This window comes from Candidatus Pantoea carbekii (assembly GCF_000971765.1).
GTDB lineage: Bacteria > Pseudomonadota > Gammaproteobacteria > Enterobacterales > Enterobacteriaceae > Pantoea_A > Pantoea_A carbekii.
This window is the reverse complement of record NZ_CP010910.1, coordinates 1-17,880: the sequence shown is the minus strand read 5'-3', so window position 1 is coordinate 17,880 and position 17,880 is coordinate 1. Positions and strand designations below refer to the sequence as shown.

Sequence of the window (17,880 nt, the reverse complement as noted above, 5' to 3'; positions counted from 1 at the left end):
TTAAATTATCTTATATACTTTAAATCGTTATAAGATAAAAATTTTTAAAAATGCTTTTTCTAATTCTAAGTTCATTAACCCAGCAGTTCTGCATTTGCTTACTATATTCATAGTGTTTACATAAAAGATTTATGAATATCATCAGATTGTAAGAAAAATTAATTTTTATTGAAAATTGAACTTTTGAATTTAGTGCTTATCATTAAGTAATATACTTTAATCATGACTTGTTATAGTAAATGTTTAAAGTAATTTGATCAAATACAAATTTGAATTAAAAATATTTAATTTAAAAACAATAATTTAAGATATTTTAATAAAATTTAATTTCTATAGATTTCAGAATTTACTTTTATAAGTAAATTTATTCAATGAACTAAAGGTTAATATCAATTTTACTACGACAGTAGAAATTTACTGGAATGGGTATTTGATTAAAATCTTTACTATAGATAAAATTATATTTTATAAATCAACATATTATATAATTTTAAAAATATTAAAATTTTGCATTATCTTAACTATAAGTGTAACGATATGAATATTATTTAACATGATAAACTAAGTGTGCATCTATCAAAAAATCAAATTTTTAACTCTTTTCTTTTAGATAACATACTCACTATAGTGAATCTAAATCAAATAACATTATTTTGATATGTTTATTACTTTAAAAGCAACTTAGAGCAGATTTTTGTGATTATTGGTGCTGGTTATTATACTAATATTGTATTACGATTAAGGAAGATCTCATTTATGTAAGGTAACTTTATACACTAATGACAGTAATTATGTTAGAGCTAAATTTTATCCTTATATAGAATTAATAGACTATTATTAAAAGTGATATGATAATTGTTTGCGTATATAAATTTATTAATTCTTAATACTGCAAAATGTGTTTTGTGCTTTTACTCTAAATTTTGTTTAGATTTACTAGATTAATATTAACTGAAAATACTTTATGCATATTAGAGGTTAGTAAGGATTCAATAATGAGGTAAAATTATTTATTTGATGTACTTTAACTGCATATTGCTCTAGTCACGACATTGTCATCTATGCTATATTTAATGCTTTATAACGCATGAGCGAGTCTTTAGGTTGTTGATATATATCATTACGATAAGAAAATTTCTATTTTTTAGACAACAAACTTTTTTGTATGTTGCATTTTAATCTATTATAAAGGACACTACTACGATAGTTTTATTAATTAAATTTTGTTGTAGTTATAAAATATTGCGTTGGTAATTTTTTTTAAAATTGATTATTATAAATTTTTTTCTTATATTTTGCTTTTTTATGAAAGTAAATTCAAAATAGTTACAAAATAATATAATGATGTATACTACAATACACGATACTAACTTAGTAATATCGATGGTTATGCTATGATAAAAATCATTACTAAATATTAATTCCACCTTTAAATAATGGAAATTTAATTTATGCAACTTGAAGAGAAAAACTTAATTAGCGGATTGTTTCAACGTTTAAAAGAAACGGAACAAAAAACAGCGCCTCGAGACGCTGAGGCGGAACAACATATTCAAAATTTTATTGAAAAACAACCTTCAGCTCCTTATTATATGGCGCAGTCGATTCTCATTCAAGAAGCAGCACTTAATAGACTTAATGAACAAGTTTTACAGTTACAAAATGAAATTACTCAATTAAAGGCAGCTCCAAAAACTACAAGCACTGGATTTCTTAGCGGACTATTTGGAAATAATCGTTCTGCTGAAAGACTACCACAACAAGCGCAATTACAAACCGCACCTATTGTAACACAGCCTTCTACTACTACATTATCACGTAGTAGTAATTTTATGTCTGGTGCGTTACAAACAGCAGCGGGTGTAGCTGGTGGTATGGTATTAGGTAACGTATTGACTAATATGTTTCATCATTCAGCACCTGAAGAAATTTTTAATATAATGAATTATCCAACAGAATCTGATATAGGATCAAATGATTCACTTTTAAATCAGGATTTTGATGCAGGTAATCTCGAAACATTTAATAATTTATCTGATCAACATTTTATTGACCATGGTGATACATCATATAGTGATTTTCATAATGAGGACGATGGATTTTTTTAAACTATAAGTACTATAACATTATAAAAATATGTTAGAATATCGCAGTCTAATAGCTTAATCGGTTAGAGAATTTTATATGTGAAGAAATATTTATGATCTAATTTAAGATTTTGTTGCACTGGTTATTTAGGATAAACATTGCTAATATTTAGCATAATAAAAGTATATGTAACTTCATGTTATATTGTTAGTAAAGAGTGAATATTAAACAATAAATTTAATAACAAATTTTAATACTAAACTAAATATTAAATTAAGATTATGATATAAAATAACTAAAATTATATACGTTTGAATTTTATACCATAAATTTATTTTTTTAAATTCATATGTTTTATATTAAAGATATAAAACTTGCATTTTTAATAAAGAATTATTATTCTAGAAGAAATAAATTGCTATATTGAGCTTTAAAAATTCGCTAAACAGAATATGTTGTTCTACAGTAATAATAAAAGTGATTTATTAAATTTAACAAGGCAGAAAAAATGAAAAAATTTATCGAATTAAGTATACTCTTATTATTAACAAGTAGTTTTTCATTGTGCGCAGCTGAAGTAGCATTAAACACTAATAATGTTATACCAATTAATCACAAACAACATACGGGTTATAAAGCAAAACAACACGCTAAAACAACAGTTAAGCAATTTATGACTCAGAAAAATAATATGTGGGTCACAATGCAAGGTAATATTATTAAAAAAAGTGGCAAAAACAGCTATTTTTTTCGTGATGCAACAGGCTCAACAACTTTAATCATTCCTAAAACTGTATCGCATGGTAAAAAATATAATGCAAAAGATTTACTCTGCGTAAGAGGTCAAGTAAAAATTTGGGGCAATAAAAGAGTACTATATGTTAAATATGTTACTACACCTTGATATGTCTAATGTTGTCTCAGAGTTATTTGTTGAATATTTTCTTTGATCCGTAATATATAATGCTAATTAGCGCGATTTGTATTTATATAAAAAGATATAATTAAATATTTCTACTTTTAAGATAGACTATATGTAACACATTATGAATCTCTATAAAATGGTAATATCTATGAGGTTATTAAAAAGTATCGCATTAATTAAAATTGCATATTAATTTAAATTTAAAATCTAAAAAATGTGTTTTATTTTAGTAAAATTAAAATATTTGTAGATACGATGTATTATTATCTTAACTAATAGTAAAGTATGCATAAAGGATAAATATAGAAGTCTGATAGTATAGTGTATTAAAAATAGTATGGTGTATAGTGTATTAAAAATTAAATCAAGCTATTTTTAAATTCATCTTCTAGGTGTTAAATTAAGTTTATTGATAAATTGCAAATTTGTTATCATGCCATTTAATGTAAAAATTAAATGCTTTTGTATGGTCCTGTACCCTTTGGCCAAGGTGTTAGCAGGTCAAAACCAGTTTCGGTGACAGCTATGGTATGTTCCCATTGTGCTGAAAGGGAACGGTCTTTTGTAATTACTGTCCAACCATCGGATAGTACGCTAGTACCAGGTTTACCAGCATTAACCATTGGTTCAATAGTAAAAATCATTCCAGCTTTCAATATAATTCCCATGCCTGGTTTACCGTAATGCAAAATTTGTGGTGTATCATGATAAACTTTACCGATTCCATGTCCACAATATTCTCGTACTACTGAAAAACCAGCTTGTTCTGCTGTTTTTTGAATTATATTACCTATATCTCCTAAAGCTCTACCCGGTTTTACTACTCGTATTCCAGCGAGCATTGATTGATATGTAATGTCCACTAATCGTTTTGCGCGTACCGATGGTTGTCCAACAAAATACATCCGACTAGTATCACCGTACCAACCGTTTTTTATTATGCCTACATCAATATTGATAATATCACCATCTTTTAGTTTTTTGTCGTTTGGAATACCGTGACAAACTACATGATTAACAGAAGTACAAACAGTATGTGTGTAACCATGGTAACCAAAATTAGCCGGTATTACTTTTAGAGTATTGACTATATAATCGTTACAAATTCTATCAATTTCCTGGGTTGTAATACCTGGTTTAATATGAGATGCAATAATTTCTAATACTTCAGCAGCGTCTTTTCCAGCAGCACGTGCTAGTTCAATTTCTTTAGAAGTATGTAATTTAATATTCATTAAGTAGGTTTCCTTGAAAACAAACTATCATAACATGTATAATTAACATATAATAATTAAATAATTATAAATTTTTAGAGGATATGTTTGCTTACTTACTATGTAGAGCACTTTAGTAAGGTAAATTTAAAAATGTTTCATAAATTAAATATTTTTGCATTTCGAAATGATAAACTGTTAAAAATTAAATTTATTCAATATGTTAATATATTCATTATTGTATAATTAGAGTTTGTACTTTAGTAATACAAATATTACATATATCAAGGTATTCATTAATGTTAGCTATGTTGTAAAATTTTTATTAAAAAAATAGATAAAACATTTGTTTTTTTAAACAAATTAAATTGTTTTTCAAGGTTAACCAGACTGAGAATGCTTTGTATTATAAATATAATCTAGTATATTGATACGTCTTCTTGCTATATTGATTTGCTAGATTATTGATTATATATGTCAATAGATTAATTGGATAGTTATATAATTTAATCTTATTTTACTATGTTTAGATTTATTAGTTGGAAAATTTATTTTATAAAATTTTAGATAGATGAAATTAGTGTTGGTAATATATTGTATTTATTATCGAGCCTAAATACTTTTAATTTAAGGATTTGGTTAATTCACGAATTATTCGAATTTTTTAAAAAATTGTGTCAAAAAAATATATTTAATATTTTAAAGTTTTGTAACCGACATTACCGGTTTAAAATTGATTTTAGTAATAAAATATAAATTAAATATTATATCAATAGTAGCACAATTCAAAACCATTGAGCATGACATACTTTGTTGCTACTGCGATGAATATTTAATTAGTATGTCAAGATACTATATACTTATATTCACTGTGATTATCTATAATTAATATAATTGATTACTTATAGATTACAGTTTAGCTTTGATGCTTTGTTGATCACTAAGAGTTAAAAATTTGTTTGTTATTTCTGGTAAATGACTGAAAATCCAATCCGACATTACGCGTTCTTGTTCAAAAATTTGCTCAAATATAGGTATGCTTTCTTTATCTCCGACATATGTAGCAGCAGCAATTAAACTAGTATAACTTGCTAATTCTGCATTTTCAAATACATAGCAGCTCATAGTGCCTTTGACTATTTCATCTTCCGCAAAACTAACTGCAATAGCTTGGCCGATAGCAAACATTTTTCCTATCACTTCTTTAACACTGGAATGAGAAATATTGTAGCGATTAAGAATATTTTCTAGCTGATTTTGTTGCTGACGCGTTTCTATAATATGTTGTTGTATACGAAATTTAAGTTCATGATAGTGTTGAAGTCGATCGGCCATTTTTCCTAGCATAGTTTCCGCTTGTTTCTCCATGGCATGAGCATCTTTTAGCCAATCATGGTAGTGACGTAATGCTTGAGAATGTGACATAATTGTTTGCCTTTTACTAATTAATATTATCAATGAAACATTATTTATTAATTTTATTCGTTTTTAAAAAAAAGTTAATTTTCAAAAAAAATGTCAAATAAATTTCACTTAACTATTTAAATTTATTCTGTATGTAAAAAAAATTATCATTTTATAAAAAATAACTAGAATTAGAATAAACCGTTATTTAATATTAACTATATTTAATCAAAATAATATATTAGGTTATCTCTTGATACAAAAATACTTAAATAGTCGGGAATCCTTTCCCTACTTTAAAAAAATTTTTTCCAATATTATTAATCAATTATGTATTGCGATTATGATTTTGTCCGCTTTTTTTTCCAGATTCTGAAGTTTTTTCTCTTTCATTTTTAAAATTTACACTACTATGTTGGCTACTTTTTTTATCATTATCAGATGATTTATGTTTATTTTCCATAAAATTACTCGCTTTATTAGTGCATTCGTTCATAATTTTGCTCTCCACAATTTTTAATTTTAATGCACATCTTTAGATACTTTGATTTAATTGTGTATATATTTATTATATTAGAGAGATTTTTAATCTTAACAAGCGAGACGGTAAAATTTTAATTTAATAATCGGTTTCAATTTGAATTTTAATTGAAATGAATTTCAAAAAAATATTACCTTATTGCTGACTTTTAATTCAAAAATTTATTTTACTTAAAATTTAAATCATTTTTTATTTTAAAGATTCAAATTTTCTATTGTTTTTAATTTTTGAAATCAATATGTTATTGAATTTTATTAAAATCTTTTTATACTTTAATGTTTAAGATAATCAAATTGATAATTTAGAAGAATTTAAGCGAATCGGTTAATATAGTCGATCTTTTATAAAGATAAATAAAATATTTATTATAATAGATTATTACGATAATCTATTATTTACGAATCAGTAAATATGCTACAATAAGTATCGTTTCGTATTGATATTTTAAAATATGTAATTGCAATTTTATTTAAACATAAATTTTATTTTTAACTTTTTAAAAAAAATTGCTATGTCATTTTGTATGATTTATTATTTTTAATAATATTAATTTAAATTTTAAATATATAAAAATACTATTAAAGTACAATTGATATTTGATATAATTTAAAAAATTACTAAGCATAATATTTTTATTATTAAGTAAAGTATAACTATGTTATTGCAAATTGATTAATATTAATCATAAAATGTTAAAAATTTTATTTTATATGTGTATACAAGTATTTTAATAAATTGACTATTATTAAAACCACTTGTTTCGGCATTTGTTTATATATGATTCGATTATTGCTACCTTAGGTGCAAGTTAATACACTATATGTTGTAGAAGATGAAATACACATTCTCAATGAAGATAGCTACACATCACTACAATAGAATAGTTTCTGTCATTATGAAAAATTCCTTTTATTTCTCTAGAGGGAAAATTTATTTTTCAGAGACCATTATGATGCTAGTATTCTATGTTTTTCCAAATTGAACGAACTCTATGCTAAGATGAAGGATAGAGAGATCTAATATCACAGCAGTATTCGACTGTTCTTAAGTTACTGGTTAGAAGGAGCATATAAGTTGTTAATATGCACTTCGCCTGCTACATACATGACTAGTTTTTGCTAGTAGAATTCCAGCTTGATAGCATTTCAATAAATCTTCAATATTTTATATCGAGAGATAGGTAGTGCATGTGCACAGTGCTATTTTAAGTTATCAACAGACACAGCAATTTACTGATTATAATAGTAATGAACTATGACTATTATATCAAGATATTTGTCCGACCTTATTCTGATTCTTTTCGTCTACTAAATATATCCTATGCTTTTAATTATGATACATTTCTGTAGCGCGTTAGTAGTATTGCTCTTTATCATTATCTGATGCAAACACTTGTATATAAATAAAAATGTAATAATTGTGTGCGAATGCGTTAATATATCAATAACGTTACAACAAGTTAATACAGTTGGTATGTTGACATTTGATATTATCACCATGGTAATTTATATTATTACCAAATAAGTACAGGAAAATTACACAATATATAAAAGCAATTTTGTTTATTAGCAATATAGATAGGTAATTAGTCGTAATCTTTAGTAAAAACTCGCAATATCAATAATTTTTTATATTTAACAAATATTAAATTGATAAAAAATGTTTGTATTAGTTGTTTTTTATGTGTTTAGAATAAAATTATAATTTTATTCTAAATTAGAAAATATATAATATAAATATATACAATTTATAATCAATTAGACTACAGATCGATTTTGACAATGCTACCTCTATTGTCATAGATGAAAACAGTTGCTTTAAATGTCTTTATTTTGATTTATTCTTACATATTAAATTTACTAAAAATAGTATTAGTAATATTTTTTTTATTTATATGAAATAATATTAACGATTTTAATGTTTCGTTTATTTTATGTCCTTTATAACATGTAAAATTATACTAGATTAGTAACACTTCGATGGAAATTGCATTTCTTTACTAATCGTAAAAATTTAATTAATAATTAATTTAATAAAAGGATCAAAAATTTGAAGAGATTTAATGAATGTTTACCAACTGAGTATAGAATTTTATTATAAATTATTGCTGTTCTGAATCTTAATTATTTTAGTCATATTTTATCTATAAATGCTGTGAATTATTTAATTAAATTAATTATTTAAAAATAAAACAGTAAGTTTATTTGTAAATTTAAAAATATTTAATAATATTATTAAATAGTTAGTTACATATGCTATTATAAAATTATATGTTCTATGAAACATAGAATTAACAGTAAAATATCAATAACATAATATTGAAACTAATATATAATAATTATTTCTCTTTATATCTTTTATTAAATAATTTTATTTTTATGAATTATTTAATAAAATCTAATTTTTCAATTAAAATGATAGATTAGATAGGATAGAAATATATCACTTAACTATACAATATAAATGTGACATTAAGCTATTAATGTCATTTACCCTTTTCATCGATTTACTGATAATGCTCTAAACAATTTTATTTATTAAATAATGTGCTTAATTGTGTATAAGCAATAGTTTTTTGTTGACTGAACAATGATACAAAAATTTTAGGTAAATAAATTATATGTGTATTACAAATTATTGTATTCTTGTTTACAGAATATAATATTACACGTTTAATTTGAAACCTCTGGGATTTTTACGGAGTTAATCGTGTTTTGCTGCGTTAACGTAATAACTTATCGAATAGGCACGTTTATTATGTTAAATGGTAATTAATACTTTATTATTGTTTTATATAAACGAACAGTACAGAATTTTATAAATAGTGTAATAGACACTTGTCCAATACATTAGGGTACTGAGTACAGCAAAAAATTATGTCAAAAGTAGAGATGATTTGTTAAAATCGAAATAATAGGTAGAGTTTTTAAAAAATGAGTTATGACATAGAGATTGATTCTTTCGAATCATTTTGTTGTGTTATTTAATATTGAAACTAAAAAAATTCATCTAAAATAACAGCTATTGAATACTTAAGTAGTTAGTTGAATTATTTCATTGAATTAACAATTATATCAAGATGATTTAGCTGCTGCATAATATATATATTTGAAATATAAAATGTTATATAGTCAGAGGCAATAATTCTGATACGAGATTTATAATATAACTTTATTGCTAAATATAAAATTTTATATATTTGAAATAATAATACTTCGATAACTTATAATAATTATTTAAATATTACTATATGATCCAAAGTAATTATTAAAAATAAAAATTTTTTCATATATTATATGACAAATCAACGCTGCGAAATAAGATATTAATCTCTTATTTTATGAAAAGATTTAAATATAATTAAAACTATTCCTTTTTTTAAACTTAATTATTTATATTTTGTTTAACTTTCATAATTTAATAATACTTTAATTAAGTTAAATTATCTTAATTATTGCTGTTTTTGAACTAATTTATTGTTGTAAATATCGTATAAGTTAATTTTTCTATTATGGTAAATATGTACTTAATTATTGTCAATTATTTTACAATCGGGTATTTTTGCAATTGTAATGATTGCAAAAAACTTTCGTCAAGATTTAGATGTTGACGTACTAAATTAGACGGTGTATTTGCCAACCATTGCTTAAGTGAAATATCTGCGTAGTAATCGCTTTTAAACAATTCTAGAAAACGTAATAAAATATTACCAGTATTTTCAATATAATGACCCATTGCAAAAGGAACATAACCAACATCACCTCCTCGAAAATTGAAAGTGCGAGCTTGCCCCGAAGCCGCAAATACTCCCATTCGCCCTTCTCCTTGTAAGTAATATTGCCATTCATCATTATTTGGATGCCAATGTAACTCACGCATAGCTCCTGGTTCTAATTCTACTAATGCAGCAGCTATAGTTTTAGATACTAAAAAATTTTTAGAATCGACGATACGTACTGTACCGCCAGGCATTTCAAATGGTTTTTGGGCTAGCATTTTATATGAAAAATCTAATTTCGATTTTTTTCCCCCTATTGCGACTTCTGTTATCATTTTATTTGGTTCATTGCCAGAAAAAATATATTCGTTCTCCGGTGAAGGTAGAGTATTAAAAATGCTTATTGGCATATTAAAATTTTTTGCAAGCACTTCCGGGGGAATATGTTTAAACCAATCACTAAGTAAGAAAGTACTATCTTCATCGAAATTGCCATCATCAAATGCAAGTAAAAATTCACAGCCATCAGGATCTAAACCTTGTATTGAATGAGGAATACCTGACGGGAAATACCATAAATCGCCGACGCTCAGATCACTAATGAACCAATGGCCTTCACTATCAAGCAATGTGATACGTCCTTTGCCATACAACATATACGCCCATTCAGCTTCTTTATGCCAATGTAACTCGCGAATTCCACCTTTTTGTAAGCGCATATTTACACCAGCAATGGTTGTAGAAATACCTAATTCACGTTGTGTAATTTGCCTCGTCCATCCGCCACTACCTTTTCTAACATGTGCATCACTGAATGAAAAACGCAAATTAGGTAACGTACCGCTATCAGTAAAAGGAGGATCAATTAAATCAGGATTTAATTGTGCATGAACTGAATCACGGCTGCTTGGATTACATGAATTTTGAATATTACTTGATTGAATTATGTTTTTATTTTTTTTAGAATAAATTTTTGCAGCTGTTAAGAATATGGTACTACTAGCAGCAGCAAAAGTCATAAAGTTTCGACGGCTTAAATTGTCTAATTTCATTCTTAGTATGCCCTTTTGATAATACATTTATATAAATCTTTTTAAATTTAGAATTTGATCAAGTATGTTGAAGTTATTTATTAGGTAAAAATGAATCAATTAAAGTATGATTGGGATTTGATGTTAGAAGGTAATGATGACATAAAAACATATGTTATGCTTAATAACACGTTTAATCAATTAAAATAATTTTATCGAAAGGTAATTTTTTTCTGAATTTTAATACGTGTAATGCCTTATATTTGATGTATAATATTTGCTTCATTATTGATCATAAATATGGCATTTATAAAAATAACAGATATAAATAACAATTATAAAAATTAAATAAATTTAACATCAATATTAAAATTCGTAGAATACTTTTTTATTAAATAATTTAATATAATTAATAATGTTGTTATAAATGTTTAAATATAAAATACATAAACATCTTGTTATATTTTTATAACATATTGTTATATATATCTATTTAATTATACTATATATAATAATATCTTTAGTTTACTAAAATCGAATCAATATTAAATTTAGCTATACTATTACTAGTACTAATAAAATATTATTGTGTTGTAAAAATTATAGTTTAATACCATAAAAATTAAATTTTAACATAATATTATTAATATGCATTATAACAGTACATATTATTAGCTTTTTGTTTGATTGAATAATGATTTAAAATAAATCTATAAAATTAAATATTTTGAAAAATTTATACTTTATTTTTACTGTAAAATAAAGTATTATATTTAATAAGTTATAAAAATTTTTAGATAAATTTGCTATTATAAAAATACTTTTATTCAAAATAATATCTTATTGAATTTAAATATAAAATGTATGAGTATATACAGTCGAAAAATAATTGGTTCACAATTTAATTTTAAATTAATAATTTAACTAAAAATATTTTCTGCTGGTTTTATTAAATAAATTGGTTATTTTAAATATATATATTTTCTATTGTGTATATAGTAATTAACATATAGAATAATTTTCTAATATTTTTTAGTTCACAATAAAATCTATTATTTGACCTTATTTATTACAAATATCAACTTAAAAAATAGTATTACCTATATCTATTCATAGTGAACGCTTTATTTGTTTTTTATTAATTATAAACTGTATAGAATGAAATTTTCTAAAAATTAAATATATAGTAGTAATGATTGAATTTTTATCAGTAATTTAATTTATGTGTTGTGTTGATTATTTAATTATTTTTAATTGATTAAATGTATCAAAATTAAAATTGATCATTTAGGTATATTTTAGTGTATGTTATTATTGAATTTAATTCAATAAAAAAATTTTAATTGAAATTAAATATAATTTTTGGTTTTGTAATGTTATTAATATATTTTAAATGCAGTTATTGATAATTAGATAGGTTTTTAAAAAATTAAATTGTGTTTTTTAGATGTTAATAATCAAAATACTTTTTTAAAATAAATGTTATGAACTTGATGATTACTTGTTGATTATAATAGTTGATAGTTTGATTGTGAATTTTTGGTGTTTCTTTATATAATGTAATATCAAACTAAATTTAGTTTTATTGTTACTTTTAATATTATTAAATATTTTTTAAATACTGTTTGTATGAAGATATACGTCACATTATATATAGTAATATTCATATAATAAAATTTTACTTTTTTTATTATAAGTATTTCCTCACTATCATTAATTATTGAAAATTTCATATCAGTTTCTTTAATTCATATTTCTTATGTTTCGGGGTAAATAATGTGAGTTCATGGACAGTTTTAGGTGGTGGTGTAGTTGGCTTATGTGTAGCAACTGCGTTGATGGAACGTGGTGAAGAAGTTGAAGTAATTGATGATTTAACTAGTAGACCTGCTTCATGGTTTGCAGGTGGTATGCTTGCACCTTTTTGTGAATCTGAAAGTTCACCTTCAAATATTATTTCGCTTGGAGAATATTCAGCCAAATGGTGGCAAAAGCGAGTTAGCAGCGTAGAACAACGAGGTACATTAGTCATAGCTCCTGCCCGTGATACTCAAGAATTAAAGCGATTTGCGCGGATGACTAAAAAATATCAATGGGTTACTCCTAATGAACTAGAACCAGCATTAGAACAACGTTTTACACAGGGTCTTTTTTTTTCCTGTGAAGCACATCTTAACCCACGAATTGCGTTAATGGAAATGCGTGAAAAATTATTACAAAATGGTGTAGTTTTTCATTTACACAAACCTAGAGGCCGCATTATTGATTGTTGTGGTATATATGCAGCATCACAATTATCTGGTTTACGAGGAGTGCGCGGGGAAATGTTGATTTTAAAAAGCAATGATGTTCATTTTTCTCGTCCAATTCGTCTTTTGCATCCTCGATTTCCATGTTATTTAGTACCACGATATGATGGTTATTTTATGTTAGGGGCAACTATGATTGAAAGTATCGATGATAGTGTCATTAGTGTACGAGGTATGATGGAGTTGCTGAGTTCTGCTTATGTAATTCATCCTGCTTTAGTTGAAGCGCGTATTGTAGAAAGTGGAAGTGGTTTACGACCAGCTTATGCTTCTAATATGCCAAAAATTTCTTATAAAGATGGTATCTTTTACCTTAATGGTATGTATCGTCATGGTTTTTTATTAGCGCCAATAATGTCAGAACAGCTAATGCAATACCTTTCAGGAGAAAAGATTTATGAAAATTCAAGTTAACGGTAAACACATTGTAACGCAAGCTAATAATCTTAGTGAATTATTTTATGAGCAACAGATTGATATAACTTGTATTGCTACAGCTTTTAATGGTGTATTTGTACCAAAAAATCAATATGATAGTCAGTGTTTGGAAGAAGGTTGTCGACTTGAAGTACTTTCACCAATGCAGGGGGGTTAAATGATGTTTTATGGTACCGAAATTAAATCTCGTTTTTTACTCGGTACTGCAGGTTATCCTTCTCCATCTATTTTACAAATGGCCATTAATGCTTCTGGTGCTCAAATTATTACTGTTAGCTTACGACGTGAAGGAGGAGATTGTGGTAGAGTATTTCGTGATATGCTAAATACGTTAAATATTCATATTTTGCCTAATACTGCAGGTTGTCATACTGTAAAAGAAGCGGTAACTACAGCACATATGGCACGAGAGTTATTTAATACATTGTGGATTAAACTTGAATTAATTGGTCATCCTGATACTTTACAACCTGATCCTTTTGCTTTAATAGAAGCAGCTCGTATCCTTAGTGAGGAAGGGTTTCAGATTTTTCCTTATACTACTGAAGATTTAATTATTGGTGAAAAATTATTAGCTGCAGGTTGTAAATTATTAATGCCTTGGGGTTCACCAATTGGTTCAGCCCAAGGACTACGAAATATTGATAGTTTGCGTACAATGCGTGCTTATTTTCATGGTATTCCATTAATTATTGATGCAGGTATTGGTGCACCTTCACAAGCAGCACAGGCTATGGAGATGGGTTTTGATGGGGTTTTGCTTAATACAGCTGTAGCGAAATCAGGTAATCCTATATTGATGGCTAACGCCTTTTGTCGAGCTATTAAAGCAGGACATATAGCATATCAGGCTGGATTAATAGAGAAACGTGATATGGCTATAGCTTCAACACCAATTTTTGGTTTGGCAAATTTTATTTAATAGTGCGATTGAGTAATGATGAAACGTTATGAACCTCAAATAATCTTACCGGAAGTTGGTTATGTTGGGCAAAAAATTTTACAACAATCACGTGTGTTAGTAGTTGGTGCAGGTGGGTTAAGTGCTACATTATTACCGCAATTAATTGGGTCAGGTATTGGGTATGTACGTCTTTATGATAATGATAATGTTGCATTAAATAATTTGCATAGACAAACATTATTTACTGAGAGAGATGTTGGGTATGCTAAGGTTGTTTCTGCACAAAAAATTCTTGAACAACAGAATCCACAAGTTCGAGTTGAGATATTACAAGAGATGTTAAATGTTAGTAACGTCAAATCTGCTTTAATAGATATTGATTTGGTTGTTGATTCAGCTGACAATTTTGATGTTACTTATTTACTCTCTGATATTTGTTCTATTAATGCAGTTCCTTTTATTAGTGCTTCAGTTGTTGGACGACAAGGTTATGTAGGGGGATTTTGTGGTATTGCGCCAGGTTATTGTACAGTATTTCCGCGTTCATCTACTGTATGTTTTTCTAATAATTGCAGTACTGTAGGTGTAATGGGTCCTGTAGTAGCAGTATTAGGTGCAATACAAGCGCAGATGGTTATTAGTGTATTGTTAGGTTTATTACCTTCTCCTCTTGGATGCATAGTAAATTGTGATTTTGTTAATTGGCATTTTTATCGATTTAGATTTTATGGATTAGATGAAAGTTCTGATCAAAAATCAATACCTTTTATTGATTTGCAATCATTAGCTGATGATGATTGGATTGTAGAATTGCGTAGTTTTGAAGAAGCTCCTGTTAGTATAGCTGAGTGTGTTGAGCGAGTTTCACTTCAGCAATTACCTTTTTGGCAGCCACCAACAATGGATCGACGAATTGTTTTAGTCTGTGCTAGTGGTATGCGTGCATCGCAGGCAGGTATTTTGTTAATGCAACGTGGTTTTAATTCATTAGCAATTCTTGCAGCCAATCGTTTATAAAATATAATTTAGTTAACGGTATATAATTTAAATTAAGATGTATTATTTTTTTAACATATTAAATTTGAATATTTCAATTTTGTTAAATTTAAATTTAATACGTTTTTAGTCTAAAAATATTAGATATGATATCAGTTTTTTGTTATTGTATATTTTTGAGAAAAATTTTATTTTCTGTAATTTTAAATTTATAAATTTTTAATGTAAATGTAATTTATAATAAAATTTTATGATAAAAATTTTATTATAAATTACATAATAGATTTTTAAAATTTAATTAATGATGATGACAAATTTTATATAGTTAGTATTTTAGGTAATTTTAATTAGTATTTGTTTTTTAAAATTAATTATTTATGATAATTTGTTATTATTTAACGATTTTTTTATTGTTTTAAACCAGAAAATTTTTTATTTTTATATAAAAAACTCATAATATTTTCAGCTTGAAAAATATTATGAGTTTTTTATTTTTTTTTATTAGTTTGTATATTTTTATTAATGATTTTTTGTTAGATTGGCGGATTATTTTAATAATGACTTATCCAGTATTGTTACTCAGTTTAGTTAATTTCATTAATTGCATATCCACAATTTTTTATATATGACAATTTTTCATTATGTTATTCTGATAATTAAGGTTGATTTTTAGTTTTTAGTTTTATTAAGTCATTTGTTTATAAATTGTATTCTTTTGTTAAAGATTTAGAGTATCTAATTATATTTTATATTGTTGTTACTATATTTTATTTAGTTGTATTTTTTCTTTATGACAACAGAGCGTTTTTAAAATTAGCATAATATAGTTGAAAGCTGTTTTGATTAAGTGTTACTTTTTAAGTCTTTACATAATAATATCTTATTGAAGCAATTTATTTTTTTAAATTTTATGTATTTTTTGTTATTTGATATGTAACTATTTGATCTGTATATAGTTAGTAATGAAATATTTTAGGTGGTTTCTATAATTACCTTGTTAATTTTGTTTTTTTATAATTTTTATTTTTGTGCAACAGTAAGCTCCGATATTAAAAATTATTGTGCATAAAATTGATAGTTATTAACACTTATACACTTATACAATAAATAGATCCTAATAAAAGATCATATAAAGATCCAAAAAAGATCCTAATAGATCCCCGATGGTCTTGAAGCTATACACTGCAAGGGTTGGAAAGGTGATCATGTTCACTATAATCAGTAAAGTATTCACTATAATTAGCTGTTTCATTCACTGTACATTGTAGATTGTTCACTATAATCAGTAAAAACGTTCACTATAGTGAGCAATGAAATCGTTTTTATTCACAGGATAAAGACATTAACTATGTCATATAAAGGCAGTGAAAATAAGGTGTTGTTTGAACCTTTTTTATTAGTCACAAAAAATAACGGTGAAGTTATTCAGCTGCATCCTAATAAAAATAATACTGTACAACCGGTGGCTTTAATGCGCTTAGGTTTATTTGTTCCTACCTTAAAATCCACGGCACGCCGTAAATCTGGTGCAATGGCTTCAATGGATGCCACTAAAGAACTTAAAAATCTTTCTTTGGTTAAAGCTGAAGGTTATGAAAGAATTACTATTACTGGTGCGCGTTTAGATATGGATAATGATTTTAAAACTTGGGCAGGTATTATACAGTCTTTTTCGCGTTATCCGTTAAAGAATGATAGTACTGTAACGTTGTCTTTTATTGAATTTGTTAAAATGTGTGGAATCCCATCGGCTCATTCTTCAGCTGCTTTGCGTAGACGCTTAGATGCTTCATTAAAACGCATTGTAACTAATACATTATCTTTTGAGGGTAATGGAAAAGCTTATCATACTCATTTGGTACAATCAGCCTACTATGATCGTGAAAAAGATTTAGTATGTATTCAAGCTGATCCTAAATTATTTGAATTATATAATTTTGATCATAAAGTTTTATTACAACTACGTGCGATTTCAAGATTGAAACGAAAAGAGTCCGCACAAGCGCTTTATACTTATTTAGAGAGTTTACCAACTAACCCTGCTCCAATATCACTTGCTCGTTTGCGCATGCGTTTAAATTTAGGTTCACAAACTACTACTCAAAATTATGTTGCTCGACGTGCCATGGAGCAACTTAAAGAAATTGGATATCTTCATTACTCAGAGGTTAGGCGTGGTCGTTCAGTTTTTTTTATCATCCATAGCAGAATGCCAAAATTAGGTAGAATGCCAAAATTAGATAGTATCAGTAAGTTAGCAGATGGTATTTATACGGTTGAAGGATTTGATTTTGAAGATTAATATTGATTAA

11 protein-coding genes are annotated in these 17,880 nt (G+C 25.9%); 7 read left to right on the top strand and 4 right to left on the bottom strand.

Features of this window, described 5'->3' with window-relative positions:
- Positions 1-1,451 precede the first annotated feature (1,451 nt).
- Together BMSBPS_RS04320 and BMSBPS_RS04315 are read left to right on the top strand one after the other, a co-directional pair.
- Entirely contained in the window at positions 1,452-2,108 is a 657-nt protein-coding gene (locus tag BMSBPS_RS04320) for a DUF2076 domain-containing protein (protein ID WP_046201244.1), read from the top strand.
- 488 nt (positions 2,109-2,596) lie between these two features.
- Complete coding sequence (locus BMSBPS_RS04315; protein ID WP_052719894.1) at positions 2,597-2,992, top strand: YgiW/YdeI family stress tolerance OB fold protein; 396 nt, start codon at positions 2,597-2,599, stop codon at positions 2,990-2,992.
- Positions 2,993-3,465: 473 nt separating this feature from the next.
- On the opposite strand, the gene map is transcribed toward BMSBPS_RS04315, so the two are convergent.
- From map to BMSBPS_RS04300, 4 genes are all read right to left on the bottom strand, one after another.
- Positions 3,466-4,248: a type I methionyl aminopeptidase gene (map, locus tag BMSBPS_RS04310; RefSeq protein WP_046201243.1), complete on the bottom strand. Its 783-nt coding sequence runs from the start codon at positions 4,246-4,248 to the stop codon at positions 3,466-3,468.
- A gap of 888 nt (positions 4,249-5,136) precedes the next feature.
- Positions 5,137-5,652 (bottom strand): ferritin-like domain-containing protein, encoded by a 516-nt coding sequence (locus BMSBPS_RS04305; RefSeq protein ID WP_046201242.1) that lies wholly within the window; start codon positions 5,650-5,652, stop codon positions 5,137-5,139.
- Positions 5,653-5,959: 307 nt separating this feature from the next.
- Positions 5,960-6,127, bottom strand: coding sequence for a con-10 family general stress protein (locus BMSBPS_RS04590; RefSeq protein WP_102029183.1), 168 nt, complete (start codon positions 6,125-6,127; stop codon positions 5,960-5,962).
- 3,585 nt (positions 6,128-9,712) lie between these two features.
- Complete coding sequence (locus BMSBPS_RS04300) at positions 9,713-10,942, bottom strand: cupin domain-containing protein (protein ID WP_046201241.1); 1,230 nt, start codon at positions 10,940-10,942, stop codon at positions 9,713-9,715.
- 1,757 nt (positions 10,943-12,699) lie between these two features.
- Between BMSBPS_RS04300 and BMSBPS_RS04295 the strand changes: the two genes are divergently transcribed.
- The 5 genes from BMSBPS_RS04295 (at position 12,700) to BMSBPS_RS04275 (ending at position 17,870) form a co-directional block, all read left to right on the top strand.
- A complete protein-coding gene (locus BMSBPS_RS04295) occupies positions 12,700-13,644 on the top strand; it encodes an FAD-dependent oxidoreductase (RefSeq protein ID WP_046201240.1) in 945 nt (314 codons plus the stop codon).
- Entirely contained in the window at positions 13,628-13,825 is a 198-nt protein-coding gene (gene thiS / locus BMSBPS_RS04290) for a sulfur carrier protein ThiS (RefSeq protein WP_046201239.1), read from the top strand. Before BMSBPS_RS04295 ends, thiS begins: the two co-directional genes overlap by 17 nt.
- Before the next feature lie 3 nt (positions 13,826-13,828).
- On the top strand, positions 13,829-14,590 hold the full coding sequence (locus BMSBPS_RS04285) for a thiazole synthase (RefSeq protein WP_046201245.1): 762 nt from the start codon (positions 13,829-13,831) through the stop codon (positions 14,588-14,590).
- 18 nt (positions 14,591-14,608) lie between these two features.
- On the top strand, positions 14,609-15,589 hold the full coding sequence (locus BMSBPS_RS04280) for a ThiF family adenylyltransferase (protein ID WP_046201238.1): 981 nt from the start codon (positions 14,609-14,611) through the stop codon (positions 15,587-15,589).
- Between the two features lie 1,327 nt (positions 15,590-16,916).
- Complete coding sequence (locus tag BMSBPS_RS04275; RefSeq protein WP_046201237.1) at positions 16,917-17,870, top strand: RepB family plasmid replication initiator protein; 954 nt, start codon at positions 16,917-16,919, stop codon at positions 17,868-17,870.
- Positions 17,871-17,880 lie beyond the last annotated feature (10 nt).

What these genes read in the sequence shown, in the direction of transcription:
- thiS (WP_046201239.1), top strand. Translation starts at nt 13,628, where the DNA reads ATGAAAATTCAAGTTAACGGTAAACACATTGTAACGCAAGCTAATAAT.
- BMSBPS_RS04275 (WP_046201237.1), top strand. Translation starts at nt 16,917, where the DNA reads ATGTCATATAAAGGCAGTGAAAATAAGGTGTTGTTTGAACCTTTTTTA.
- BMSBPS_RS04305 (WP_046201242.1), bottom strand. Translation starts at nt 5,652, where the DNA reads ATGTCACATTCTCAAGCATTACGTCACTACCATGATTGGCTAAAAGAT.
- map (WP_046201243.1), bottom strand. Translation starts at nt 4,248, where the DNA reads ATGAATATTAAATTACATACTTCTAAAGAAATTGAACTAGCACGTGCT.
- BMSBPS_RS04280 (WP_046201238.1), top strand. Translation starts at nt 14,609, where the DNA reads ATGAAACGTTATGAACCTCAAATAATCTTACCGGAAGTTGGTTATGTT.
- BMSBPS_RS04590 (WP_102029183.1), bottom strand. Translation starts at nt 6,127, where the DNA reads ATGAACGAATGCACTAATAAAGCGAGTAATTTTATGGAAAATAAACAT.
- BMSBPS_RS04285 (WP_046201245.1), top strand. Translation starts at nt 13,829, where the DNA reads ATGTTTTATGGTACCGAAATTAAATCTCGTTTTTTACTCGGTACTGCA.
- BMSBPS_RS04300 (WP_046201241.1), bottom strand. Translation starts at nt 10,942, where the DNA reads ATGAAATTAGACAATTTAAGCCGTCGAAACTTTATGACTTTTGCTGCT.
- BMSBPS_RS04315 (WP_052719894.1), top strand. Translation starts at nt 2,597, where the DNA reads ATGAAAAAATTTATCGAATTAAGTATACTCTTATTATTAACAAGTAGT.
- BMSBPS_RS04320 (WP_046201244.1), top strand. Translation starts at nt 1,452, where the DNA reads ATGCAACTTGAAGAGAAAAACTTAATTAGCGGATTGTTTCAACGTTTA.